Annotated in this window: 23 protein-coding genes and 2 pseudogenes; 11 read left to right on the top strand and 14 right to left on the bottom strand. The window is 37.0% G+C overall.

Going from position 1 to position 24,317, the window contains the following annotated elements:
- Positions 1 to 73: 73 nt before the first annotated feature.
- The gene (locus I9192_RS11560; protein WP_005031695.1) at positions 74 to 1,801 is read right to left on the bottom strand and encodes a SulP family inorganic anion transporter; all 1,728 of its coding nucleotides are present in this window, start codon (positions 1,799 to 1,801) and stop codon (positions 74 to 76) included.
- Positions 1,802 to 1,918: 117 nt separating this feature from the next.
- Entirely contained in the window at positions 1,919 to 2,230 is a 312-nt protein-coding gene (locus I9192_RS11555) for an ArsR/SmtB family transcription factor (protein WP_004830638.1), read from the bottom strand.
- Between the two features lie 232 nt (positions 2,231 to 2,462).
- Here I9192_RS11555 and I9192_RS11550 point away from each other — a divergent pair, with 232 nt between their 5' ends.
- From I9192_RS11550 to I9192_RS11520, 7 genes and pseudogenes are all read left to right on the top strand, one after another.
- On the top strand, positions 2,463 to 2,720 hold the full coding sequence (locus I9192_RS11550; RefSeq protein ID WP_005031694.1) for a hypothetical protein: 258 nt from the start codon (positions 2,463 to 2,465) through the stop codon (positions 2,718 to 2,720).
- A gap of 7 nt (positions 2,721 to 2,727) precedes the next feature.
- On the top strand, positions 2,728 to 3,480 hold the full coding sequence (locus I9192_RS11545; RefSeq protein WP_005031693.1) for a hypothetical protein: 753 nt from the start codon (positions 2,728 to 2,730) through the stop codon (positions 3,478 to 3,480).
- A gap of 202 nt (positions 3,481 to 3,682) precedes the next feature.
- Positions 3,683 to 4,099, top strand: coding sequence for a YeeE/YedE family protein (locus I9192_RS11540; protein WP_010591261.1), 417 nt, complete (start codon positions 3,683 to 3,685; stop codon positions 4,097 to 4,099).
- A gap of 2 nt (positions 4,100 to 4,101) precedes the next feature.
- Complete coding sequence (locus I9192_RS11535) at positions 4,102 to 4,512, top strand: DUF6691 family protein (protein WP_005031691.1); 411 nt, start codon at positions 4,102 to 4,104, stop codon at positions 4,510 to 4,512.
- Positions 4,513 to 4,518: 6 nt separating this feature from the next.
- The gene (locus tag I9192_RS11530; protein WP_005031690.1) at positions 4,519 to 5,385 is read left to right on the top strand and encodes an MBL fold metallo-hydrolase; all 867 of its coding nucleotides are present in this window, start codon (positions 4,519 to 4,521) and stop codon (positions 5,383 to 5,385) included.
- A 326-nt stretch (positions 5,386 to 5,711) separates the two neighbouring features.
- Positions 5,712 to 7,853 carry a sensor domain-containing protein gene (locus I9192_RS11525; RefSeq protein WP_005031689.1) on the top strand — a complete coding sequence of 714 codons (2,142 nt, stop codon included), beginning with the start codon at positions 5,712 to 5,714 and terminating at the stop codon, positions 7,851 to 7,853.
- 458 nt (positions 7,854 to 8,311) lie between these two features.
- Positions 8,312 to 8,599: pseudogene (locus I9192_RS11520) on the top strand (3-deoxy-7-phosphoheptulonate synthase); the annotation flags it as partial.
- A gap of 61 nt (positions 8,600 to 8,660) precedes the next feature.
- Here I9192_RS11520 and I9192_RS11515 read toward each other — a convergent pair.
- Positions 8,661 to 9,793 (bottom strand): IS3 family transposase gene (locus I9192_RS11515; RefSeq protein ID WP_223672967.1). Its coding sequence is split into 2 segments (ribosomal slippage): positions 8,661 to 9,541 and positions 9,541 to 9,793, totalling 1,134 coding nucleotides; the frame shifts between segments, so codons are not numbered across the junction.
- Between the two features lie 833 nt (positions 9,794 to 10,626).
- Positions 10,627 to 11,759, bottom strand: a protein-coding gene (locus tag I9192_RS11510; RefSeq protein ID WP_223672967.1) for an IS3 family transposase whose coding sequence is annotated in 2 segments (ribosomal slippage) — positions 10,627 to 11,507 and positions 11,507 to 11,759 — 1,134 coding nt in all. Because the reading frame shifts where the segments join, the coding sequence is not laid out codon by codon here.
- Positions 11,760 to 11,844: 85 nt separating this feature from the next.
- On the opposite strand from I9192_RS11510, the pseudogene I9192_RS11505 reads away from it, so the two are divergent.
- Positions 11,845 to 12,618 (top strand): annotated as a pseudogene (locus I9192_RS11505) (3-deoxy-7-phosphoheptulonate synthase); the annotation flags it as partial.
- Positions 12,619 to 12,699: 81 nt separating this feature from the next.
- Here I9192_RS11505 and gcvH read toward each other — a convergent pair.
- From gcvH to I9192_RS11465, 8 genes are all read right to left on the bottom strand, one after another.
- Positions 12,700 to 13,074 carry a glycine cleavage system protein GcvH gene (gene gcvH, locus I9192_RS11500; RefSeq protein ID WP_004830659.1) on the bottom strand — a complete coding sequence of 125 codons (375 nt, stop codon included), beginning with the start codon at positions 13,072 to 13,074 and terminating at the stop codon, positions 12,700 to 12,702.
- Between the two features lie 117 nt (positions 13,075 to 13,191).
- Positions 13,192 to 14,223, bottom strand: coding sequence for an AraC family transcriptional regulator (locus I9192_RS11495; protein ID WP_005031687.1), 1,032 nt, complete (start codon positions 14,221 to 14,223; stop codon positions 13,192 to 13,194).
- Between the two features lie 93 nt (positions 14,224 to 14,316).
- A complete protein-coding gene (locus I9192_RS11490; RefSeq protein ID WP_004830661.1) occupies positions 14,317 to 14,766 on the bottom strand; it encodes a MaoC family dehydratase in 450 nt (149 codons plus the stop codon).
- A gap of 234 nt (positions 14,767 to 15,000) precedes the next feature.
- Positions 15,001 to 15,498 carry a GNAT family N-acetyltransferase gene (locus I9192_RS11485; protein ID WP_005031686.1) on the bottom strand — a complete coding sequence of 166 codons (498 nt, stop codon included), beginning with the start codon at positions 15,496 to 15,498 and terminating at the stop codon, positions 15,001 to 15,003.
- Positions 15,499 to 15,614: 116 nt separating this feature from the next.
- The gene (locus tag I9192_RS11480; protein WP_005031685.1) at positions 15,615 to 16,814 is read right to left on the bottom strand and encodes an acyl-CoA dehydrogenase family protein; all 1,200 of its coding nucleotides are present in this window, start codon (positions 16,812 to 16,814) and stop codon (positions 15,615 to 15,617) included.
- Positions 16,815 to 16,837: 23 nt separating this feature from the next.
- Positions 16,838 to 18,124 (bottom strand): acyl-CoA dehydrogenase family protein, encoded by a 1,287-nt coding sequence (locus tag I9192_RS11475; protein ID WP_200150422.1) that lies wholly within the window; start codon positions 18,122 to 18,124, stop codon positions 16,838 to 16,840.
- 247 nt (positions 18,125 to 18,371) lie between these two features.
- The gene (locus I9192_RS11470; protein WP_004830666.1) at positions 18,372 to 19,745 is read right to left on the bottom strand and encodes an ABC1 kinase family protein; all 1,374 of its coding nucleotides are present in this window, start codon (positions 19,743 to 19,745) and stop codon (positions 18,372 to 18,374) included.
- A 146-nt stretch (positions 19,746 to 19,891) separates the two neighbouring features.
- On the bottom strand, positions 19,892 to 20,197 hold the full coding sequence (locus I9192_RS11465; protein ID WP_026040356.1) for a hypothetical protein: 306 nt from the start codon (positions 20,195 to 20,197) through the stop codon (positions 19,892 to 19,894).
- A 211-nt stretch (positions 20,198 to 20,408) separates the two neighbouring features.
- Here I9192_RS11465 and I9192_RS11460 point away from each other — a divergent pair, with 211 nt between their 5' ends.
- The 3 genes from I9192_RS11460 to aroC all read left to right on the top strand — a co-directional run bounded on the left by I9192_RS11460 (position 20,409) and on the right by aroC (position 23,024).
- On the top strand, positions 20,409 to 20,792 hold the full coding sequence (locus tag I9192_RS11460; RefSeq protein WP_200149816.1) for a lysozyme inhibitor LprI family protein: 384 nt from the start codon (positions 20,409 to 20,411) through the stop codon (positions 20,790 to 20,792).
- Between the two features lie 114 nt (positions 20,793 to 20,906).
- On the top strand, positions 20,907 to 21,917 hold the full coding sequence (prmB, locus tag I9192_RS11455) for a 50S ribosomal protein L3 N(5)-glutamine methyltransferase (RefSeq protein ID WP_005031679.1): 1,011 nt from the start codon (positions 20,907 to 20,909) through the stop codon (positions 21,915 to 21,917).
- A 12-nt stretch (positions 21,918 to 21,929) separates the two neighbouring features.
- Positions 21,930 to 23,024: a chorismate synthase gene (aroC, locus tag I9192_RS11450; protein ID WP_200149815.1), complete on the top strand. Its 1,095-nt coding sequence runs from the start codon at positions 21,930 to 21,932 to the stop codon at positions 23,022 to 23,024.
- A 143-nt stretch (positions 23,025 to 23,167) separates the two neighbouring features.
- On the opposite strand, the gene I9192_RS11445 is transcribed toward aroC, so the two are convergent.
- Complete coding sequence (locus I9192_RS11445) at positions 23,168 to 23,641, bottom strand: hypothetical protein (protein WP_005031671.1); 474 nt, start codon at positions 23,639 to 23,641, stop codon at positions 23,168 to 23,170.
- Between the two features lie 130 nt (positions 23,642 to 23,771).
- Positions 23,772 to 24,251 (bottom strand): CinA family protein, encoded by a 480-nt coding sequence (locus I9192_RS11440; RefSeq protein ID WP_005031670.1) that lies wholly within the window; start codon positions 24,249 to 24,251, stop codon positions 23,772 to 23,774.
- Positions 24,252 to 24,317 lie beyond the last annotated feature (66 nt).

Here is a 24,317-nt window from a genome sequence, read left to right as displayed (position 1 = left end):
AAATTAAGATATTAAAAAATATATAGCTTTTTCAGCAATCATATTAAAAATTGTTGATAAATTAAATGATTTTTTATCTGAAAGTTTGAGCATCTAAGGCATGCATTGCTTGGTAATGCGTCAAATAGACTGTCCCACTCAGTTCATTGATTAAATTCGACTGTTTTAAACGATCCATAACTGGACCTTTAATCTCAGTAAAATGCATCTGAATTTTTAAATTCTTTAATTCATTATTGATTTCTTCCAATGTTTCTAAAGCACTTGCATCAATATTGCTGATACTTGAACAATTAATCACAACATGATGCAGTTCAGGATGTTGACTGACTTCAAAAATCACAAATTCTTTTAAAGTATTAGCATTTAAAAAAGTTAAATTCTCATCTATACGGATTGAGACAATATTGGTACTGGTCAGCACTTCATGGCGGGAAATATTACGAAAGTGTTGAGTACCTTCAACTAGACCAATCACAGCGATATGTGGGCGACTGATTCGCCACAATAACAAAATGAATGTCGAAATAATGCCGATGATTAGACCTGTAGAAATGTCGATACACAATACGCCAAAAAAGGTCACCCACATTGCAAGACCATCTGCTTTTGAATAGCGCCAAGTTTCAATAAACGGCTTAAAATCGACTAACTTCCAAATCGACACCATAATGGTTGCTGCAAGAATTGCCAGAGGCAACTCTTTAAATAATCCTGTAAGATATAAACTGACAATAACAATAAAAATAGATGATAAAACTCCAGCCATCGGTGTTTTTGCACCAGCATCTGCATTGACTACAGTACGGGATAAGCTACCCGTCACAGGAAATGCCGAGGTAACACCAGCACTAAAATTGGCAAGACCTAAGGCTATAAGCTCTTGATTGCTATTTAATTCACTACGTTGTTGAAAGGCAGTCGTCTGAGCTATGGATATAGACTCTACAAAACTGACCATTGTAATCATGGCTGCACCAGGCAGAAGCTGAATCACTAAATCCCAGTTCCAGTAAGGCATGGCAAACGGTGGAAATCCTGAAGGAATTTCACCGACAGTTTTAATTCCATATTGATCTATATGTAAAAAATGAATCAATGCAATTGAAATAAACACCAATATAAGAGGCAGTGCCTTGATCCAAAATTGCACAGAAGTTGAAAAGGTATGGCAGATTTTTGACTTCAAAAGGTTTGGCATATAGAGCAAAAACAGTGTTGCAGCGATACCAAAAACTAAAGTTTCAATACTGGTAAATCGAAGATATTGCCAAGCACTTTGGATAAACTCAACGATATTTCCTGATTTTAGTGGAATATCCAACATAAACTTCACTTGGCTGAGTGCAATCAACACAGCAGAGGCGATAATAAAACTTTTAATTACAGGATGGCTGATTAAACGAATTAAAAAACCAAACCTAAAAATGCCAAGTAATGTCGAAAGTATGCCAACTAAAATTGCCAATAAGCATGCGGCTTGAATATAAACAGGTGATCCAACCTCATACAAAGGTTCAAGCGTTGCAAAGGTCATCATCGAAATCAGTGCAACAGGACCAATGGACAAAGTTGGGCTTCCGCCAACGATGGCATAAATGATCATTGGTAAAATACTGGCATATAACCCCGTGACTGGAGGCAAGCCTGCAACCATTGCATATGCCATTCCTTGTGGAACCAGCATGGCAATAACGATTAAAGCGGCGAGTAAATCGGCTCGAAATTTAGGAACAGTATAGTCTTGTAACCATTGCCAAGCAGGAAGCATTTTACTAAATTGCAATCTAGGAGTAGCCATTGGATTTTCAATATCACATTTTCATATATATTATGCAGAAAAAATGCTAAGAAAAATAGCGACAATAAGTGCTTAAGAGATAAGTTTCTGTTTTTATTTTTAAAATTATAGAAAAGTTTAAATTTTAGGACAGTAAAGGTCATACAGCATTTTTAAAACAGTGGTGAGTTTGTCATCTTTAATCGAATAATAAATCTGTTTTCCATCTCTACGTGTCGCAACCACATCACTTTTACGTAACATCATTAATTGTTGTGAGAGTGTTGGTTGATTAATTTGAGTATGTTCTTCAATTTGTGAAACATTCAACTCTTGTTGAGCCAAATGACACAAAATGAGTAAACGATCAGTATTCGCCAAAGATTTTAGGATTGTAACAACTGATGAGGCAGAGTCACGCATGACATCAATTTTAAGATCGTTGGGCATAAAACATTTCCATCATGGTTTGGCTTAGTATAACTGTGTCCAAGCATGTCGCATGGGTTCGAACATATGTTTTTTCGTGAATTTCTAAATCAATTTTATAAATATATACATGTTGATATTTATACAATATTTAGCGGTATTTTGACATGTATGAAAGATGTTGAATAAATAGACAAAAATACGTCTTATGTTATGATAACGAAAACAACGCAAACAGACTGGGGATTTTTCCATGAGTCAATTTACAGTCATGAAAACTTCATTACGGGAAGAAGCAACAATTCCAATGCTTGCTATTGATGCATTTCATGATGCATTTAGGCAGGCGAGTTTGTCTGATGCGGGTGTCACCTATGTTAAAGATCGACTACTTGTTCAACAATTGCATGGTGAAGTCACCGTTATTCAAGATTTATCTACAGCATATATATTACCTAAATTAAAACGTAGTGTTTTAAAGCGTAAAAAGAAACAAGAGGTCTTGGCATAATTTTTACATGCGACCACCACGAATAAGAATGTTTGCTGGTCCGAATGGATCAGGTAAAAGTACCATCAAAGATTATTTAGCTCCGAATCAAATTGGAGCGTATTTAAATGCTGATGAACTGGAAAAGCAGTTGCTTGCTACTCAGCAACTCTGTTTAAATGATTACCATGCAGCTTTATCAGCTCCTGCCTTATTGACGTTTTTAAAACAAAATAAACGTAAAAGAAATGAAACATTAGTACCTCTATTATTCACTCAACCTAAAATCATACATGATCAAGTGATTGTTTTTGAATTAGATGAAGTAGATTCATATCTTTGTGCGCGCATCATTGATTTTATTCGAATGGAGTTTTTAAAGCTCAAAATAAGCTTTACATTTGAAACAGTGATGTCACATGCCAGTAAAGTCGAATTCTTAGGTGAAGCAAAACGTCAAGGGTTCAAAACATATTTATATTATGTTGCAACAGTAGATCCTAAAATAAATATTGCACGTGTTAAGTATCGTGTTTATGCCGGTGGACATGATGTTCCAGAACATAAGATCTATGAACGATACTATCGCAGTTTAGATTTATTGATGTCCGCTATTGAGGTTTCTGATCGCGCATATATTTTTGATAATTCAAGTGATGGTGAAAAAGCTTCTTTTATTGCTGAAATTGAGAATGCCGAAGTATTAAAATTAAATCCAGCTGTCCATTATTTTCCCAAATGGTTTGTTGATAAAGTATTGAATGAATTTAATGAAGAATGATTCTGTATTCAATTTTTCATTCAAAGGTCTGTCAATGTATCAACGAGTTATGAGTTGGTCTAGCCAAACTCATAGCGCTTAATTTTGAAAATTTATATTATTCATGTGTTTGCAGAAAAGTTTATATCGATATACAACAATGATATTGAATAAATTATTAAAACATATATTATAAAAATATATATTGTTTGGGTTTAAAATGATGCATGACTTTATCCTTGCTTTCATTGGTGGCACTTTACTTGGGCTGGCTGTTGTCGGCTATTTATTGGTGAATGGTCGTATTGCGGGTATTAGTGGTTTAGTTGCACAAGTATTAAACCCTAAAACCCTATTAAAAACGCCTGCATTATGGTTTTTATTAGGTTTGTTGATTACGCCATTTTTTTATAATTCTATGGTTCATCCTCAAATTGAAATGATGACTACAGATCCAATTTTATTGATCATTGCAGGTCTTTTGGTTGGATTTGGTACGCGACTGGGTTCAGGCTGTACCAGTGGACACGGTATTTGTGGGATTAGTCGCTTATCTAAACGCTCATTCGTTGCAACCTGTACTTTTATGCTGACAGGATTCATGACTGTTTATGTGATGCGTCATGTGTTGGGAGCATGAACATGAAAAATATATTTGCTTTTGTTTTTGGTGGTTTATTTGCAATTGGTCTCATGCTTTCAGGCATGTCGAATCCTGCAAAAGTGATTGGTTTTTTAGATATATTTGGTCATTGGGACCCAAGTTTGGCTTTTGTCATGATCGGCGCGATCATGGTCGCATTTTTACCATTTCAGAAGGTGAAACGTCAGCCAGTCACTTTATTTAATGAAAAAATTGACTTACCGATCAATACGAAAATCGATACAAAGTTGATCCTCGGCGCTGTGCTTTTTGGAATAGGATGGGGAATCGCAGGTATATGTCCAGCTCCTGCATTTACTTTGATCGGCGCAGGTGTTTATCCCGCACTGTACTTTATTATCGCAATGTTGGCTGGTGTCCTTATTCACCGTAAGGTTGTAGGAGTGTAGTTGGTGATGAATCCAATTGTTCAAGATTTTTTTGATGAAAACAGCAATACGTTCAGTTATGTTGTGACTGATCCAATAAGCAAATGTTGTGCAATTATTGACAGTGTATTGGATTATGATACAGCATCAGCGACCACCAGCACCACGCATGCAGATCAAATCATTGAATATATTCAACAACACCAACTTTGTGTTGAGTGGATTTTGGAAACACATGTACATGCTGATCATTTAACGGCTTCACAATACTTAAAGCAAAAGCTTGGTGGACGAATTGCAATGAGTGAAAAGATTGCTATCGTACAGGATACTTTTAGCCAAATTTATCATCTGGATATAAAGGCATTAAACTCTCATCAGTCATTTGACTATTTATTTAAAGATCATGAAGTTTTTAAAATAGGTCAATTAGAGGCTTATAATATTCCGACACCTGGTCATACTCCTGCTTGTTTAACCTATGTGATCGGAGATGCGGCATTTGTTGGTGATACATTGTTTATGCCAGATTATGGTACTGCTCGTTGTGACTTTCCAAAAGGTAGTGCGGCACAACTTTATGATTCTGTCATGCAGATTTTTAAATTAGCTGATGATACTCGCATTTTTTTATGCCATGACTATCTTTCTGAGTCACGTACAGACTATGCTTGCCAAACGGATCTTAAAACTCAACGCCAAGAAAATATTCATATCCATAGCGGTGTCACAAAACCAGCATTTATTCGCATGCGTGAACAGCGTGATGCTAGCTTATCCATGCCTAAATTGATTCTTCCTGCGATCCAAATCAATATGGATGCAGGGAAGTTTCCTGAAGCTGAAAGTAATGGGGTTCGATACTTGAAGTTGCCGCTAAATTATTTTAAATAATAAAAAAGTGATTTTAAACAATAGTCAATTGTTTCAAATATTATCCGACAAACTTCAATTGATTATTGTGAATAAACATGTCAGTGTTAATCTGATGAAGATAAATTAGAAAAATAGTAGACAATAATTTAAACATAGATTTTATTGATAAATTTGTCTATAATTTCGCATTCTTTTATTATAAATGTGACTTGATTCAATTTATTTTCTGATAAATGAAAGGGTTAACATTTCTGTTAATGATTGCAAAATAAACATGTGGCTAAAATATATCATCTAGAAAAAGAGTTTATATTGAATTTGCACTGATATTATAGGATTAATCTATGGCTGGCGCACATTTACCTTATGATCGAAATATAAATCAGGTGGGTTCGTCTCGGAATTCTATAAAGCCGCAGTGTGTGCAAATTTCAAATGAAGTTAAGTTTGCCTTAGACCAAGTTCCACATTTAATTTGGATGACTAAATTTGGTGAAGGCTATTGTAATACTGCTTTAAAACAATATTTCGGAATTGATCATAATGAGATTGACGCTCATCAATGGATGGAGTTTTTACATCCAGAAGATAGAGCGCTGATGCAAAACATTTGGATGAAAGCATACAAAACAGGTCAACGTTTTGAACAAGAATGCCGTATCCGACGCCATGATGGTAAATATCAATGGTTTTTATTGAACGCACAAAGTGCGTTATATCAAAAGCAATATTTTGATTGGACAATCACATGTAGCAATATTCATGAACGCCTTTCAAAATTACAGGAAACTCAACAATTATTAAAAGCCAATACTGACATGCTCGATGCGAGTGTTGACTGTATCAAAATCATTAGCCCAGATGGTTATGTTTTACACATGAATAAATCGGGCAGTCTCGCACTACTCGGACAAGAAAAAGTCACAAGTTTTGGTATGGAATGGTTGGGATTGTTGCCCCCTGAAGTGCGTGAGCAAGGTAAAAAAGCAATCAAAGAAGCGGCTAAAGGAAAAAATGCCCGATTTGCTGGAAAGAGTATTTTAAATAATGTCACCATGTATTGGGACAATATATTGACGCCTATTGTCAATGCACAAGGGCAAACGACCAGTATTTTGTGTGTATCAAGAGATATTACGAAACAACGCATTGCTGAAGAAAAGCTACGATTAAACAGTGAATTTGATGAAATGACGAGTTTGATGAACCGTCGTGTATTCAAAAAAAGGCTAAAATCTTCGATCAGTAAAGCCCGAGATTCCCGTGGCAAAATTGGATTATTATTACTTGACCTCGATCATTTTAAACACATTAATGATACTTTAGGGCATTCAGCAGGGGATCATTTACTCAAAGTTTTATCGAAACGACTAGCCAATTGTCTTGATGAACATGCCTATATTGCGAGACTGGGGGGGGATGAGTTTGCTGTAGTGGTTGAAAATGTAGAAAACAATCAAAAAATTGAAACAGTCTCAAAAAAATTATTAAAACAATTAGAAGCGCCAATTACTTATACTGGTAAGTTATTAAACGGCGGTATGAGTATTGGTGGAGCAATTTACCCTGATGATGCTAAAGATGGATCGGGTCTTTTAAAATGTGCCGATACAGCATTGAATGACTTAAAAGAGCGTGGACGTGGTGGTGTGCGTATGTTTGGGGCTGATATGTTGGAGACTGCACAACGTAAAGCTAAACAATTACATACTGCACGATACATGATACGAAGTAATCAGGTTGAGGCATTTTACCAGCCTAAAGTAAAACTGGATGATTGTTCAATTATTGGCTTTGAAGCATTATTGCGGTGGCGAGATGTAGAAGGAGAGGTCTATTTCCCCTCTACCGTAGCAGAGGCGTTTAATGATTTTGAATTGGCCACTAAAATCAGTGAAATTATGCATGATCGTATTTTTACCGATATGTCGCATTGGATGAACCTGGATTTAAAGGTTGTTCCCATTTCGATTAATGCCTCACCTGTAGAGTTTATGCGAGATAATTATGCCGAAACTTTATTAAAACGACTGACAAACTATGCAATTCCTGCACATTTGATTGAAATCGAAATAACGGAGCATGTACTTGCAGATCGTGGTTATGAATATGTGGTTCGGGCATTAAAAAAACTTAAACATGCAGGGGTTCGTATTGCTTTAGATGATTTTGGGACAGGGCATTCTTCAATGTCACATATCCGAGATTATCCAGTAGATAGCCTCAAGATTGACTATAATTTTGTTAACCGTATGCATGAGGAAGATTCAATCAAGGCGATCGTCGAAGGAATTGCCAAGCTTGGTCCAATTTTATCACTAGATATTGTCGCTGAAGGAATTGAAACCACACAACAATTGGACAGTTTAATCGCGATAGGATGCAAATTCGGTCAAGGTTTCTTATTTAGCCAAGCGATCAACGCAGATCAAGTACAAAAAATGTTAGGCAAACAGATTCTCGTTTCGCCGGACATGTATCATTAAATGCATAATTAATTCAGTTTATTCAGCGCATTTATATAAAATCAAAATATTTTTAAAAATAGCTTGAAAAGTCATGGCACAGCGAGTATTGTGAATTCAAGATAGATTTTTATGAACGACATAAAGATGTTAAAGCAACCTGTAATCGCTACTTCTTATTATTTTTGGCAATTCTTTAGATAGTTGCCTGAAGTCGTTCGGGCACTGAAATGGTTGCCCATCAAAGTTAATACCTGATCGGCAACCCTGATCAGGTTTTTTTATGCCTATATATTAACCTTTTAAAATAGATTGAATTTAAAGTTTTGGAGAATGTCATGATGAAATTTAACGCTGTATATTTTAGCAACTTTTATTGGTTTTACTTTGGTCAAATGAACAATTTGATTGCCCATTTGAATAGATCCCATACGCTCAAATAAAAGTTAGGACTGAGTGAGAGTCCAAAGGAATACATTATGAATGCTCTAAATATCGCTTTACAACAAAATCAAACGATAGAAACTCAGTTAGCTTTGCCTTATGAGTTAAAAGAAAAATTCCCATTACAACATAAACTTGCTTTTCAAGTTGCTGAACAACGTCAAACAATTCAAAACATTCTCAATGGTTTAGATCATCGTTTACTTGTGATCACAGGTCCATGCTCAATTCATGATGAAAAATCTGCACTTGAATATGCAGATCGTTTAATTCAACTCCAAGAAAAAGTTTCAGATCATATTTTTTTAGTGATGCGTGCATATAGAGGTGGTCCCACTTGTTTGAACAACTAAAAGCTTATTTATAAGTGATACTCTGCTCTAGTTAAGCTACCTTATTTTGTTGTGGTAGCTGGTCATAGTAAAACTCATCTGGAGTCATTTTGTCCAGACTCGAATGAGGTCGTTTCAAATTATAAAATTCAAAATATGCGTTTAATTGCTTCTTCGCATCCAAAACATTGCTGTAGGCTTTGAGATACACCTCTTCATATTTAACGCTCCGCCATAATCGTTCAACCATCACATTATCAACCCATCGACCTTTACCATCCATACTGATTTGAATGCCATTTGATTTCAATACATCAATAAATGCATCACTGGTAAACTGACTGCCTTGGTCTGTATTAAAGACTTCAGGTCGGCCATATTTTTCAATAGCTTCATTTAATGTTTCTATGCAAAATGTAACCTCCATACTAATCGATACTCTATGCGCAAGTACCTTGCGGCTATGCCAATCAATCACAGCACATAAATAAACAAAGCCTTTTGCCATAGGGATATACGTTATATCCGTAGACCACACTTGATTACTGCGCTGAATAGCCAATCCTTTGAGCAGATATGGATATTTACGGTGAGCTTGATTGGCCTGACTTAGATTTGGTTTACGATATAACGCATTAATGCCCATTTTCTTCATTAAAGTACGTGTATGACGTCGTCCTATATGATGTCCTTGACGATTCAATAAATCACGCATCATACGGCTACCTGCAAAAGGGTATTGCATATGTAACTCATCCATACAGCGCATCAGCTTCAGATCTGATTCACTCACAGGTTTTGGGCGATAGTAATAACAACCACGGGAGACTTTCAGCAGCTTAGCTTGCTTAGATACTGAAATCTGAAGTGAGTCATCGATTAACTTTTGTGGTTGAAGCGACCCAGTTTCTTCAACACACCTTCTAAAAAATCAATTTCTAATGCCTGCTCACCGATTTTTGCATGTAGTTTTTTTAGATCGATGGGTGGTTCTGTTGGAGCTTTTGATTGATCGAAAGCTTGCGAGGAAGCTGAAATCAGTTGATTTTTCCAGTCAATAATTTGGTTTTGATGAACATCAAATTCAGCACTCAATTCAGCAAGTGTTTTTTCTGCTTTAATCGCAGCAAGTGCTACCTTAGCTTTAAAGTCATTTGAATGATTTCTTCTTGGTCTACGTGTCATAAAATACTCCATATATTGATGTTTATAACATCATTTGGGGAGCAAAATATCACTTATAAGTGTTGTTCAAATTTCCTGATCCACCTCTCATTTGATCAAATTGTTGTTTTTTCAGTAAAAATAGAGTGCTGTAATTTAGCATAGTTATCTATCACATCTATATGAATGTTTCATCAGTCGATTAGTGAATTTCATTGAGTATTTTTTTGTCTAGTTTTGTTTTCCTGAACTTTTAAAAAATGATCACCCGTGTAGCATTTTATTAAATTCTTATGGGAGATAACGAATGTTAGACTATCTTAAGAGCTTTCATAACATCAATACATATTTAATTTTATCCATTATTCTATTATTTTTGGTGTTAGCTTTAGATTATTTTTAATCAGTATCCATGATAATTTTCTATGATTAATGAAAATTCAACAAATAAAAACTCACTCAGTGTGAGTTTTTATGCAGTCTAAATCTGTGATAGATTTAGACAAATAATTGTTATTCAAGTTAATTTTTTTAAGCTTTGAAAATATGATAATGCCATTATAAAATATAAAAATTGCTTTTTTTATTTGAAATTTTACATTTATGATGAACAAACTCTTAACTACCTTAATAACATCAATAATTGCATGTTCAGTGTATAGTGCTGAAGATATCTTTAAGAAGCCTCAGTCTTATGTGTTTCTGCAAAATGAAACGCAACATGAAAATAACAATGATAACCAAGTTGATTTTTTTGAGCTTTCAAGACAGCAAGAAAAAGATCAGATCAATCAGAGGTGGTCCCACTTGTTTGAACAACTAAAAGCTTATTTATAAGTGATACTCTGCTCTAGTTAAGCTACCTTATTTTGTTGTGGTAGCTGGTCATAGTAAAACTCATCTGGAGTCATTTTGTCCAGACTCGAATGAGGTCGTTTCAAATTATAAAATTCAAAATATGCGTTTAATTGCTTCTTCGCATCCAAAACATTGCTGTAGGCTTTGAGATACACCTCTTCATATTTAACGCTCCGCCATAATCGTTCAACCATCACATTATCAACCCATCGACCTTTACCATCCATACTGATTTGAATGCCATTTGATTTCAATACATCAATAAATGCATCACTGGTAAACTGACTGCCTTGGTCTGTATTAAAGACTTCAGGTCGGCCATATTTTTCAATAGCTTCATTTAATGTTTCTATGCAAAATGTAACCTCCATACTAATCGATACTCTATGCGCAAGTACCTTGCGGCTATGCCAATCAATCACAGCACATAAATAAACAAAGCCTTTTGCCATAGGGATATACGTTATATCCGTAGACCACACTTGATTACTGCGCTGAATAGCCAATCCTTTGAGCAGATATGGATATTTACGGTGAGCTTGATTGGCCTGACTTAGATTTGGTTTACGATATAACGCATTAATGCCCATTTTCTTCATTAAAGTACGTGTATGACGTCGTCCTATATGATGTCCTTGACGATTCAATAAATCACGCATCATACGGCTACCTGCAAAAGGGTATTGCATATGTAACTCATCCATACAGCGCATCAGCTTCAGATCTGATTCACTCACAGGTTTTGGGCGATAGTAATAACAACCACGGGAGACTTTCAGCAGCTTAGCTTGCTTAGATACTGAAATCTGAAGTGAGTCATCGATTAACTTTTGTGGTTGAAGCGACCCAGTTTCTTCAACACACCTTCTAAAAAATCAATTTCTAATGCCTGCTCACCGATTTTTGCATGTAGTTTTTTTAGATCGATGGGTGGTTCTGTTGGAGCTTTTGATTGATCGAAAGCTTGCGAGGAAGCTGAAATCAGTTGATTTTTCCAGTCAATAATTTGGTTTTGATGAACATCAAATTCAGCACTCAATTCAGCAAGTGTTTTTTCTGCTTTAATCGCAGCAAGTGCTACCTTAGCTTTAAAGTCATTTGAATGATTTCTTCTTGGTCTACGTGTCATAAAATACTCCATATATTGATGTTTATAACATCATTTGGGGAGCAAAATATCACTTATAAGTGTTGTTCAAATTTCCTGATCCACCTCTTATATTGAAAAGCCACGCACAACAGTGGGCTGGAAAGGTTTTTTATACGACCCAAATTTAGATGGGTCTGCCAATATGCAATTGGGTTTAGAGAAGTCACGCCAACTTTATTTGCAAATTATTGAAAAAGGTTTACCGATTGCCAGCGAAATTTTAAGCCCGATGGCAACAGCTTATTTTGATGATTTGTTGGCTTGGGGTGCGATTGGTGCTCGTACCAGTGAGTCACAAATTCACCGTGAAATTTCAAGTCACATGCCTTTCAGTATCGGCTTCAAAAATGGTACAGATGGTTCAATTCAAATTGCTTTAGATGCAATCCAATCTGCAAGCCATGCTCATCAATTCCTTGCCATGAGTCAAAAAGGTACACCGTGCATCATACATAGTCAGGGCAATCCTTTAGCGCATATCATCTTGCGTGGTTCTAACAAAGGAACCAATTATGATGCTGCATCGATTCAGCAGATTCGCCATCAACATCAAGGAAAATTACCTGCGCTGGTGATTGACTGTAGCCATGGTAACAGCAGTAAAGACCCTTTAAAGCAACCGTTGGTTTTACAGCAAATTATTGAAGAAAGACATTTAACTCATGTTCGTGGTGTGATGTTGGAAAGTCATTTGGTTGATGGCAATCAAAAAATTTCTTGTGATATGACTTATGGTCAATCTGTTACGGATGGCTGTTTAGGTTGGAGCAAAACTGAGCAGTTGCTTTTGGAAGTTGCTGAACAGCTTTCTGAAAAGACTTTAGCGTGTTCGGCTTAATAAGTTGTAGAACTGTACTAATTTTCGATATGAAATTAAAAAGACCAGAAAATTCTGGTCTTTTTATAAAGTGCTTAAAAATTAAAGTCCAGCTTCATATTCAGTGTTACTGAGTAACTTTTCAACATCAGCAATATTGTCTGGCTTAATCTTATAAATCCAACCTTTGCCATATGGGTCATCATTGACAAAATCTGGATCATCTTCAAGCGCGGTATTTACTTCGACCACTTCACCTGAGACAGGAGCATGAATATCAGAAGCAGTTTTCACTGATTCAACAACACCTGCCTGAGCGCCAGCAGTTACACGGCTACCTACTTCTGGAGCTTCAACATAAACAAGGTCACCCAAAGCATCTTGAGCATGATCTGAAATACCGGTAATCACGAGATCACCCTCAATTTTTACCCATTCATGTGTTGCTGCATACTTCAAATCAGAAGGATGATTCATAATGACTCCATTAATCCATTTATTTTTGCCACGAGTTATACCGCTTTTTCAAACAAAACAAAAAGCAGAGATACTGATAAACTTATTCATATAAATCAATAATCAGTGCAAAGCATATTATAAGTAAGGATCTTTACGCCAACTGCTAGGACTGCGTCCACTCCAACGTTTAAATGCACGACTAAAATTTGCTACATCACTGTAGCCAAGTTCATCAGCAATTTGCTCAAGGGTATAGTCGGTACGTGAAAGTAACGAAGTTGCGTGACGGTAACGAACTTCGTCAACCAATGTTGAAAAAGAAGTTCCTTCAGCTGCCAATTGACGTTTTAAGGTACGATCGGACATATGTAGGCGATCTGCAACATTTTCGATACTGAGATAATGCTGTTCTGAATGAGTTAAAATATCACGCACACGCATTGCTAAACGGCGTCTTTCGCCTAAAGCGGAAAGTTCTGCTTCACATTGGTTAATCGCAATTTGACTGGCAATTGGGTCGGCATTGACCATCTTTAAACCCAAATAAGCTTTGTCAAAACTGGCAATTAAGTGTGGCTGTTCGAAACGCATAGTATATTGCTTTGACAGTTTTTCAACGTATTTGTCAAAACCTTCTGGCTTTGGAAAGTCAAAATCAATATCACCATGCAGGTCATTAATTCCAGTTAATGCCTTTGCCATGGTCATGATCCCAAAAGTCAAACCCATCACAATTTCAGTGCGCAAAGGTTCGATTTCAATATCACATTGCAACTGTAATGTCGCTTTTTCACCGAATGTTGAGAAGTACAATTGCAAAAAGGGCATACGCAATTGAATAAATCGGTTTGCCAGTACCAATGCATCAGTAATGTCATTGGCAGTCATGATGGCATAGCCAATAAAGCCATGAATTGAAATACGCATCTGTGTTCCGAGGTGAAAGCCTAATGTGCTTTCGCCTGTCAGTTTCAGCGCATGTTTAATGAGCTCATTGGCAAGTGGTGTAGGTATTCGACACTCTGGTTCTGCGAGCTGTTCACTGGTAAAGTTAAACGGTGCAAATAATGTTTCCGCACTATATCCCCAACGCGAAACGATATCTAATAATAATAGTCCATAAACACCAGGAATTCCCTGATCTTGGCGAGCTGAGACTGTTTTCATGTGCTTTCCATTGCTCTGAACATTGCTTTTACTTGTTTCATCATATTGTCATGATATGGAAAAACCCTTAAATATTGTAAGACAAATTGAGGATTAATGCGCATCAAAATTACGTTTAAATACCACGATTTTGGTGGTTGAAATAAGTAATACATCATCATTTTGGTTTTTAGCTTGTGTGATATAGGTCACAATAGCACGATCATTTTTAGTTTTAGAAGGGGTAATCGAAACAATTTCAACATCGACATGAATTCGATCGCCAACTCGTGTAGGTCTGGGCCATCGTAAGCTGGACTCTGAACCAATCAGTCCATATGCAACAGGGAAGCATTCAGTCCAGAGTCGCATGGTGACTGCCGATGTATGCCAGCCACTTGCTGCTAATCCTTTAAAAATTGGATGATCTTTGGCTTTTTCTGCATCGGTATGGAACACTTGCGGATCATACTTATGTGCAAATTCTAAAACTTCATCCAAAGTCATTTCGTATTCACGACTTTTAAAATGATCACCTACGTTTAAATCTTCCAAATACAACATTGTTTATACATTCCCTTAATTTCACAAGATACTTATAAATCATGAATTTCTAAGTATAAAAATTAAATTATCTAAACATTTTCATTGTAAATTACCGTTAAGCAATTTCAATGACTGTTTTGCCAAGGATTCATTTTTTTAAGTCGCATTAAAAAATACATTTCAGTTTTTAAACAATTCTAATCTTCGCATTGTCCAATGACTTTAAAGCAATGAAAATACGACTAAAGTTAATTAAGTGCTAGGTTCAAATGTTTTAAGCATCCAAACTTCACAAGCATGACTATGACCTGTGTTGCCTTTAGGCGCGGGCAAATGCTCAAAGCCTAATTTTTCATAGAGTTTTATCGCTTGCCACAGGTTTTTAGTGGTTTCTAAATAACAGGCTTGAAAACCATGATGTTGGGCAAACTCAAAACATTGTTCAAGGATCTTTTTTGCAAATCCCAGACCACGAAGTTCGGGTAAAAAATACATTTTTTGAATTTCTAAAATAGAGGAATCGCCCTGTAATGGTGAAATACCGCCACCGCCAACGATTCGACCATTGCCATCCTCAATCACCCAATATTGTGCATTGTCTTGTGCGTATACTTGATATAAATCATCCAGAATAGGATCGGCAACAGCAAAGCCAGACTCAGGTGCAAGACCAAATTCTTTAGATACCTCCCGAATGACTTGTGCAATCGCAGCATTATCTTGTATTTGTATGGTTCGAATTTGATACATATGAATATGAAAATAAAAAGGTAGAATTTTTATAGCAAAAATTCTACCTTTTGTGATCAGTTGATAATTTAATTGATCAAAACTATAGCAGTTGAGGTTTGATCAACCATTCGAAACTATTTCAGTTCACTGGATGATTTTCCTAATTCACGACGGGCAATAATCAACTGTTGAATTTGTTGTGTACCTTCAAAAATGTCGAGAATTTTTGAGTCACGTGCCCATTTTTCAAGCAGTTCATCTTCGTTATAGCCCACACTTGCGGCGAGTTCTACACATTTCAATGTAATTTCATTGCCAATACGTCCAGCTTTAGCTTTGGCAATTGAGGCTTCGCGCGAGTTGGGTTTTTTATTATCCGCCATCCAAGTGGCTTTAATGGTGAGTAAACGAGCAGCTTCCCATTCCGCTTCCATTCGATAAATTTGCGCTGCTAAATTGGAGCTCTGTAAATATGGAGTGGCATAGTCAGCATCAAGTTCATCTTTAAAAATTTCCTTGATTCGTTCTAAAGATGCTTTGGCACAACCTACAGCCATTGCTGCAACCAGAGGGCGAGTATTATCAAAGGTTTCCATTACCCCTGCAAAGCCTTTTGCGACATCAATTTCAGCATTGCCAAGTAAATTCGCGGCAGGTACTCGACAGTCAATAAAACTGATTGCAGCCGTATCTGATGCTTTAATTCCGAGTTTATGTTCTAAGCGTTCAACTTTCATGCCTGGTGTACCTTTAGGTACAACAAAAGATTTGATCGCAGCTCGACCCAATTTTTTATCTAATGTTGCCCAGACCACCACAGAATCTGCACGCTCACCTGAAGTTACAAAGATTTTCTCGCCATTGAGAATATATTCGTCACCGTCTTGTGTTGCCGTGGTACGAATAGCAGCGGAGTCAGAACCACATCCCGGTTCAGTAATCGCCATTGCTGCCCATGTACCTTTAAATCGTTCTAGCTGTTCATCATTGGCAACCGCAGCAATCGCAGAGTTTCCTAAACCTTGACGTGGCATAGACAGAAGTAAACCAGTATCGCCATAGCACATTTCGATAATGCCTAAGGCGGTTGACATATTGGTCCCATTTTTATTGCTGTTGTCATGGTCACCACGTTTGTTGATTGCAGCACCAGCATTTAAGCCATCGCCCCCATCGTTCATACCATCAAGTAAAGAGGCAAGCATATCCAACTCTTTTGGGTAGGCATGTTCTGCTTTATCGTATTTACGTGAAATTGGACGTAATACATTAACAGCTGTTTCATGTGCTTGGTCTAAAAGCATTTTGAATTTTTTTGGATTTTGTAAATTCATGAGTAATATCCTTTTTATTCGTTTTAAGCATGTAAACCAGAATGTAAAACAGCTGTAGCACGCAGATCACGGTACCAACGTTCAGCAGGATGCTCTTTGGTAAAACCATGTCCACCTAAAATTTGTACGCCATCTGTGGCGATTTTCATCGACTTTTCAGCACAAAGTAAGCGTGCTAAATATGCTTCACGATGGAAAGGTTGCCCTGATTCTGCCAAACTTGCAGCGTTGAGGATCAGCATACGCATTGCATCAATTTCTATTGCCATATCGGCAATCATAAAAGCTACACTTTGACGATGTGAAATAGGTTCACCAAATGCAGTGCGTTCATTGGCATATTTGATACTGTATTCTTTGACTGCTTCACAAGTTCCTACAGCCAGTGCACACCACATTAAATTACCTAAATCTAAAAAGGCAGGGTAGTTAAAGTCCTCATCACCCAATCGTTGTGCAGGCGTTTGATCAAACTTAAGGGTCACTGTTTCCGTCGCTTTTAGACCCATTGCCGGTGTTTTTTTCACCGTAATACTGGAGTCACGGTTGACAATAAACACATCAGGCTTACCATTAAACTCAGCACTAACCAGTAGTAGATCAGCCGTTTCACCAAGCAAAACCAACGTTTTTTCACCCGTTAAGCTAAACTGACCATTTTGTGATGTTGCTTTGGTTTTTAAACGCATTGGATTAAAGGCAGGGGTTGCTTCTTGTACCGCAAAAGTGGCTTGAATTTCAGTATCATTGGCAAAACTAGGTAAATAAAGCGATTGTGATTTCTCAGAACCCCATTGCGTAATTGCATTAATCACACTAAATGTTGAGAGCAATCCCGCTGCAAGAGAAAAGTCACCTTTTGCTAAGCGCTCGGCAATCAAAATATTACTGACAATATTTTTCTCAGAAGCAACTCCACCTAAGGCTTCAGGCAACGCATAGTAATTCAAACCTAAGTCGATGCTGTGCTGCCAGAGTTCTACAGGAAATTTTTCATGATGGTCGGCTTGATGCGCCAATGGATAAAGTACATCTGCGGCAAATTGATCCATTGCATCAACAGTCATTTGCTGTTCTTCTGTCAAGCTTAGATCAAAAAGCGATTTTTGTTGGTTGGGCAGTCTTTGTTTAGACACATTTGGATCTGATTTAAAGGCTTTTTGCGTGGCACTGAGCGTTTTAAAACCTGCTTTTGATCCTTGATAAAGTGATCTTTCAATAAATTTGCGCAATTTAAATTGATCAAGTAAATCGCTGCCTGCAATTTTTGTAATTAGATTTAAGCCCAACCCCTGAGCTTTATTTACCATATTGGTCATTCCGAAATACCCTGTATTCTAGTGTTGGTATGCGATCATCCTGACATGCAAAAAAAGAAAAAACTATGTCATAGATGACAAACTGATTGACCGTAGATGAATGGTTGTTAAAGTTGATTTATCAGATTTAATATGTTGTATTTATTTAATTATTTTTAAATAAAAATACCCAACAAATGTTGGGTATTGGTAAAAGTGACATTTTTGCAAAGTCACTTTAAAGAACTTTAAGATTGACCTACAGAAACGGAGTAATCATTTTACGTACATTGGTTTTGGCTTCAATTACAGTCATAAAGGTATAGGCACCAATAAATTTACGGCTAATAAACATAAACTCTTTCGGTGGCACACTGAAATAACGTGATGCCATTGATTTGGAAGCACGCTGCATCACACGACTATGTAATTGGCTTTTTTTCCAGTCATAACGATTATGTTGATCCATCACACCAGCAGGTAGATCAGGATTATTTAGTGGTGTGCTGAATGCTTCTGTTGCCAATAAGAAAACTTTTGCCATATCGGGTTTAATACTGAGCGGCATTGCATCAAAAAACTCATAGCCAGACATTGCATTGACCATCGCTTCAGCATCATGGTGATAACCTGCTTTAATCAAATTACAGGCAACTTTAAGAAGTTGGTTATCAAACTGACGAATCGCGCCAAAATCTAACAAGATGATTTTATCTTTGATGTCTTCTCCATTACCTAAACGAACCAAATAATTACCAAAGTTCGGGTCTGTCTGCATTTCACCCCATTCAAAGAGTTCACGCACTGCAATTTCGAGTGAAGCTTCACCCAAAAGATTACGTCTTTCTTGAGGTAATGACAGCATAACAGGGCTGTTAATCGGCACACCACGTTCAAATGTCATACACAACACTTGATTGGTACAATAATCATCTATAATTTGTGGAACGCCATAGCGAGGATCTTCTTTGAGTCGTTGTGCGAAACGTCGAGTTGTTGCCGCTTCGACCTCGTAATTTACTTCACGATGCATCATTTCGCGAACTTCATCAAACCATTGATCAAATTCACGTGTTTGCGGAACCATACGCGTTAACTTGAGCATATTTTTAAATAGGCTCATGTCTGAGTCGATGGCATCCGCAACGCCTGGATATTGAATTTTTAAAACCAGTTCTAAACCATCAGATTTACGCGTTGCACGGTGAACTTGGGCAAGGGAAGCTGTACCGATGGGTTCGTGGTCGATGGTTAAATCATTCAGTTTGGAGCCTAACTGGCTGACCAATTGTTGTTTAATTGCTGGCCAAGCAAGTGCAACGGTTTGATTGTTTAATGTATTGAGCGCTTGAGTAATTTCTTCAGGTAAAAAGTGTTCGCCATAGAGTGCCATCATTTGACCAATTTTGACGATCGAGCCTTTTAACTTGCCAATTTCCTGAACCAGATAATTGGCTTGTTCTTTCATCGCTTGTTTACGTTTTTTCTCTTTTTCTTCTTCACTTGAAAAGATTGAACTCGCACTTGAAGCTGCCCAGCGTGTACCAGCCAATAAGGATGCTTTTGCAATTGATAAACGGCGATCCATTGACGAGGTTTTTAACTGTTTGAGCTTTTCGTTCTGATCTGACATGAAGATAAAATCCTTTATAAGCGATTCGAAAAGATAAATAAGAACTAAGTGTAAGGAATATTACATGGAATGGCTGTATTTAAATAGTTCAATTCGCTGAATGGGGGAATTAAATTGATTCAATAGACCGTCAGCAAAATAAATGATTACATTCTGAACTGAATTTTAATCTCATTCCGAGCAGATAAGCTTAGTCGATTGACTTCAATATGTTGGCTGATCATGTCTTTAACTTGTTGGCTTGTAAATCCAAGTGCATAACCTTTGACAATAATGATACTCGGCAGACTAAAGAAAAAATATTTTACATCTTCAAGTGAAGGGGTTTCATAAACACCTTTTTCACTGAGTGTTTGTTGAAAAAATTGCTTTTCAGCTTTTACAGTTGCTGTAGATTCATCATTCCACCAAGATTGCCGCATGGCCATGAGATTGTTGTGTTTGTAACTCATAAATTAACTAAATTCAGAATAAATTTGAGGGCATTTCTATATATAAAGGCGAATCCATATAATTTCAAGCGAAGCCTTACTTGCAGTCGATTGCTTAACGATTTCAATACTGAAAATCTAGACAAACATGAGGAGATTGTATTTTATTTGAAATCTTTTAAACTGCTATTTTAAGCACTTAAATTAGAATAACTTGTTTATGGGGAATTTGATGTATTTAAAATATTGGGCATTGGGATTGGTTTTGGCTTTGCCGATTCAGGCACAGGCAATGGGTTATAGTACAGATTATATAAGTTGTATGAATGCTGCTGGTACACATTCCGCAAGCCTAGCAAATTGTATGCAAAGTGAATTTAGCAAACAAGATGATCGTTTAAAATCACTTTTTAAACAGACCCTTGATCTGTATTCGGATAAAGAAAAGAAAACGCAAAAAAAATATCAAAAACAATGGTTAAAACAACGTAGTCAACAGTGTGATAAAGCTCAAAAATCTGTTTCAGACGATTATAAAATGAAATATTACAATTGCGCCCTGAAACAAACTGTAAACCGCGCGAATAGTCTAGAAAAACTCACTTATCGCCTGTAAATTTTGACAAAGTGGATAAATAATTGGCAAGTAAATTGTAGTAAAGGATTATAAATCTGGTTGAAAACAAGGTATCATAAGGCGTTTGAAATTATGACCTTGGAGAAACCCTAAGTGGATCGACCGACTATTAGCCCTGAACATTTACAGGAAGCTGCTGAAAACCTTTCAACAATTCGTGATTTTATTCGTTTTGGGGTTACAGCTTTACGTCAATACGATGCACATTTAGGTCAAGGTACAGAAGATTATTTTGCTGAAAGCTCTGCACTGGTCTTACAAACACTATCTCTAGAGTGGAATGCTGATGCTGAAATTTTAGATTCAAAATTGTTGCCAAGTGAAAAAGCTGAATTTCTTAATTTATTAGAACGTCGTATCAATGAAAAAATTCCGACCTCTTATTTATTAAACTTGTCTTATTTCTTTGGTAAACCTTTTTATGTCGATGAACGTGTATTGATTCCACGTTCACCGATTGCTGAATTGATTGAAAATCGTTTTGCACCCTATTGTTTGGATGAAAATGGACAGCTTCTTGAAGCTAAAAATAATTTGCCAGAAAATCCAAATCCAAAAACGCCTCAACGCATTTTAGATATGTGCACAGGTTCGGGCTGTATCGCGATTGCATTGGCATATGCATTCCCAGATTCAGAGGTTGATGCCACTGATATTTCTAAAGAGGCTTTAGAAGTTGCTTCTATCAATACCGAACATCATAACAAGCAGTATCAAGTTGCATTACTTGAATCAGATTTGTTTGCAAAAATTCCTGCTGAAAATCAATATGATTTAATCGTTTCTAATCCACCATATGTGGATGCTGAAGATATGGCTGACTTACCAGAAGAATTCCATCATGAGCCAGAATTGGCGTTGGCAGCTGGTCAGGATGGTTTGGACTTAGTCCGTAAAATGTTGGCTCAAGCGGCAGATTACTTGACTGAAGATGGTTTGATTGTCATCGAAGTCGGTAATTCTGAATGGGCAATGAAACAGAATTTTAATACGATTGATTTCTATTGGTTACAGTTCCAAAAAGGTGGTTCAGGCATATTTGCGCTTACTGCTCAACAGTGTCGCAATTTCCGTGATTTATTTATTCAATCGATTCAAGCATAAGGAGTTGTAAACATGGCAGGTAATAGTATTGGACAGCTCTTCCGTGTAACGACTTGTGGTGAATCTCATGGCGTAGGATTGATGGCAATTGTGGATGGCGTACCGCCCGGATTGGAATTATCTGCCCAAGATTTACAAATTGATCTGGATCGACGTAAACCGGGGACTTCCAAGTTTTCTACACAACGTAAAGAACCAGATGAAGTAGAAATCATTTCAGGTGTTTTTGAAGGTAAAACGACAGGTACGTCAATTGGCTTATTGATTCGCAATACAGATCAAAAATCCAAAGATTATGGCAATATCGCACAAACATTCCGCCCAGGGCATGCAGATTATACCTATACCCAAAAGTATGGTTTCCGTGATTATCGAGGTGGTGGTCGCTCAAGCGCACGTGAAACAGCAATGCGTGTTGCTGCGGGCGCGATTGCTAAAAAATTCCTTGCTGAAAAGTTTGGTATTGTGATTCGTGGGCATGTGACGCAGATCGGAACTGAAAAAACAGAAACATTAGATTGGAATGAAGTACCTAATAATCCTTTCTTTTGTGGTGACATCAATGCAGTGCCTCGTTTTGAAGCCTTAGTGACTTCTTTAAGAGAACAAGGCACAAGTTGTGGGGCAAAACTTGAGATTTTGGCAGAAAAAGTGCCTGTAGGTTGGGGCGAACCTGTATTTGATCGTTTAGATGCAGATATTGCACATGCGATGATGTCAATCAATGCAGTCAAAGGCGTAGAAATTGGTGATGGTTTTGCTGTTGCAGAACAGTTTGGTCATGAAACGCGTGATGAGTTGACCACAGATGGCTTTCTTGCCAATCATGCAGGCGGCATATTGGGTGGAATTTCTTCTGGTCAGACCATTCGTGTCGCGATTGCACTCAAACCTACTGCAAGTATTACGACTCCTGGCAAAACCATTAATTTGAATCGTGAAGATACGGATGTATTAACCAAAGGTCGCCATGATCCTTGTGTGGGGGTACGTGCAACGCCTATTGCTGAAGCAATGTTGGCAATTGTGTTGATGGATCACTTTATGCGTCATCGCGCACAGAATGCGGATGTCGTTGCTCCTTTTGCGCCAATTGAGCCTAAATGATTTCAATATTCGGGGGTATTTTTTAATTAAAAATACCCCTTATGATTTTGAAAAGTATGAGAAGTTGCATAAAAATGGTAACTTCTATACATAAAAAACCAGACTTGATGTCTGGTTTTTTATTCAAAGCATTGAAAATTTAATTATTTTTCAACGATCTGACCTGTATAACCTTTTAAGAAAGTCAAGTAAGCAGAAGACTGTTGTCCATCAGCTTTTAAAATTGAACGTTCTACATCACCTTGATTAGTAACCAATTTAAGCGAAATTTCTTTACCGTTACGGAACGAGTTTAGGAAACTTACTGGAACATTGATTGAGTTTGATGACACTGTACCAGCGTATTGTGTGCTATTGATGGTTGAGTAGGTATAAGGTTGACCATCAACAAGGAAAACGAACTGAGTAATATCATATTTGGTTGGATTATCGATTTCTGCAGTAATCTTAAAACCATCACGGATTTCATCTTTCCAACGCATCGAAAGCTCAGGGCAAACTTCATTTGCTTCACAGATTAAAGGTCCTTTGGTCACGACTCTTTCTGGATAAGAACCAGCACAACCTGCCAAAGTTAAGCATGCTAAAGAAGAAATTAAAGCAAATTGAAGTTTCATAACGCTTCCTAATAAGTTCATTCGTGTTATTGATTGTTCATAATGTATATAAAATTTACCGCTTTTTAGTAAAAAAGTGAATTAAAATATTTCAGTAAATTGTACAGCGCCTATATTTGAAGCAGTTATGTTAATCAGTTGTTAAAATATTCAAAATTTCTCTGGCGACATTGGCGGTTAATTGCTCTAAGCGAGCAACAGGCGTTGCATCGATGAAATATTGGTAACTGTATTTTCGTTGCTGATAAAGGATACTAATAAAAAATGTACCTTCCGGTTTTTCAGCCGTTGCACTACCTCCTGGTTTAAGCAAACCAGTACAACTCACCATGATATCTGCCAAAGGAAACAGTTGCTTGCCATGAACCGCCATTGCCTCAGTTACTTGAGCTGATTCAGCTGTATACTGTTCGATAAGAGAAGGAGCGATTTTCAGCACAGAAACTTTAATAGACGGATCATAGCTGACTAATCCACCCAATAAAATATCAGCACCACTATGTTTATAAATTGAAAATTGACTACATAAATAGCCAGAACTGGCACTTTCAATAAAGGCGACTTTTAAACCTTTTTGTTCGAGAAGGTTACAACACTGTACTAAAGACATTGGTTCTGAACTTTTGATGAATTATATTGTATTCAATCAGTTGAATGCAGAAATAATAGCAAATTT

The sequence above is a fragment of the Acinetobacter bereziniae genome (assembly GCF_016576965.1).
Classification (GTDB): domain Bacteria; phylum Pseudomonadota; class Gammaproteobacteria; order Pseudomonadales; family Moraxellaceae; genus Acinetobacter; species Acinetobacter bereziniae.
This window is presented reverse-complemented; position numbering and strand designations above follow the sequence as displayed.

Excerpts from the sequence above, each read along its gene's own strand:
- I9192_RS11550 (WP_005031694.1), top strand. The coding sequence starts at position 2,463 with ATGAGTCAATTTACAGTCATGAAAACTTCATTACGGGAAGAAGCAACA.
- I9192_RS11460 (WP_200149816.1), top strand. The coding sequence starts at position 20,409 with ATGTATTTAAAATATTGGGCATTGGGATTGGTTTTGGCTTTGCCGATT.
- I9192_RS11475 (WP_200150422.1), bottom strand. The coding sequence starts at position 18,124 with ATGGTAAATAAAGCTCAGGGGTTGGGCTTAAATCTAATTACAAAAATT.
- I9192_RS11560 (WP_005031695.1), bottom strand. The coding sequence starts at position 1,801 with ATGGCTACTCCTAGATTGCAATTTAGTAAAATGCTTCCTGCTTGGCAA.
- I9192_RS11525 (WP_005031689.1), top strand. The coding sequence starts at position 5,712 with ATGGCTGGCGCACATTTACCTTATGATCGAAATATAAATCAGGTGGGT.
- I9192_RS11545 (WP_005031693.1), top strand. The coding sequence starts at position 2,728 with ATGCGACCACCACGAATAAGAATGTTTGCTGGTCCGAATGGATCAGGT.
- I9192_RS11540 (WP_010591261.1), top strand. The coding sequence starts at position 3,683 with ATGCATGACTTTATCCTTGCTTTCATTGGTGGCACTTTACTTGGGCTG.
- I9192_RS11555 (WP_004830638.1), bottom strand. The coding sequence starts at position 2,230 with ATGCCCAACGATCTTAAAATTGATGTCATGCGTGACTCTGCCTCATCA.
- I9192_RS11440 (WP_005031670.1), bottom strand. The coding sequence starts at position 24,251 with ATGTCTTTAGTACAGTGTTGTAACCTTCTCGAACAAAAAGGTTTAAAA.
- I9192_RS11490 (WP_004830661.1), bottom strand. The coding sequence starts at position 14,766 with ATGTTGTATTTGGAAGATTTAAACGTAGGTGATCATTTTAAAAGTCGT.
- I9192_RS11470 (WP_004830666.1), bottom strand. The coding sequence starts at position 19,745 with ATGTCAGATCAGAACGAAAAGCTCAAACAGTTAAAAACCTCGTCAATG.
- aroC (WP_200149815.1), top strand. The coding sequence starts at position 21,930 with ATGGCAGGTAATAGTATTGGACAGCTCTTCCGTGTAACGACTTGTGGT.
- I9192_RS11465 (WP_026040356.1), bottom strand. The coding sequence starts at position 20,197 with ATGAGTTACAAACACAACAATCTCATGGCCATGCGGCAATCTTGGTGG.
- gcvH (WP_004830659.1), bottom strand. The coding sequence starts at position 13,074 with ATGAATCATCCTTCTGATTTGAAGTATGCAGCAACACATGAATGGGTA.
- I9192_RS11485 (WP_005031686.1), bottom strand. The coding sequence starts at position 15,498 with ATGTATCAAATTCGAACCATACAAATACAAGATAATGCTGCGATTGCA.
- I9192_RS11480 (WP_005031685.1), bottom strand. The coding sequence starts at position 16,814 with ATGAATTTACAAAATCCAAAAAAATTCAAAATGCTTTTAGACCAAGCA.
- I9192_RS11495 (WP_005031687.1), bottom strand. The coding sequence starts at position 14,223 with ATGAAAACAGTCTCAGCTCGCCAAGATCAGGGAATTCCTGGTGTTTAT.
- I9192_RS11445 (WP_005031671.1), bottom strand. The coding sequence starts at position 23,641 with ATGAAACTTCAATTTGCTTTAATTTCTTCTTTAGCATGCTTAACTTTG.
- I9192_RS11530 (WP_005031690.1), top strand. The coding sequence starts at position 4,519 with ATGAATCCAATTGTTCAAGATTTTTTTGATGAAAACAGCAATACGTTC.
- I9192_RS11535 (WP_005031691.1), top strand. The coding sequence starts at position 4,102 with ATGAAAAATATATTTGCTTTTGTTTTTGGTGGTTTATTTGCAATTGGT.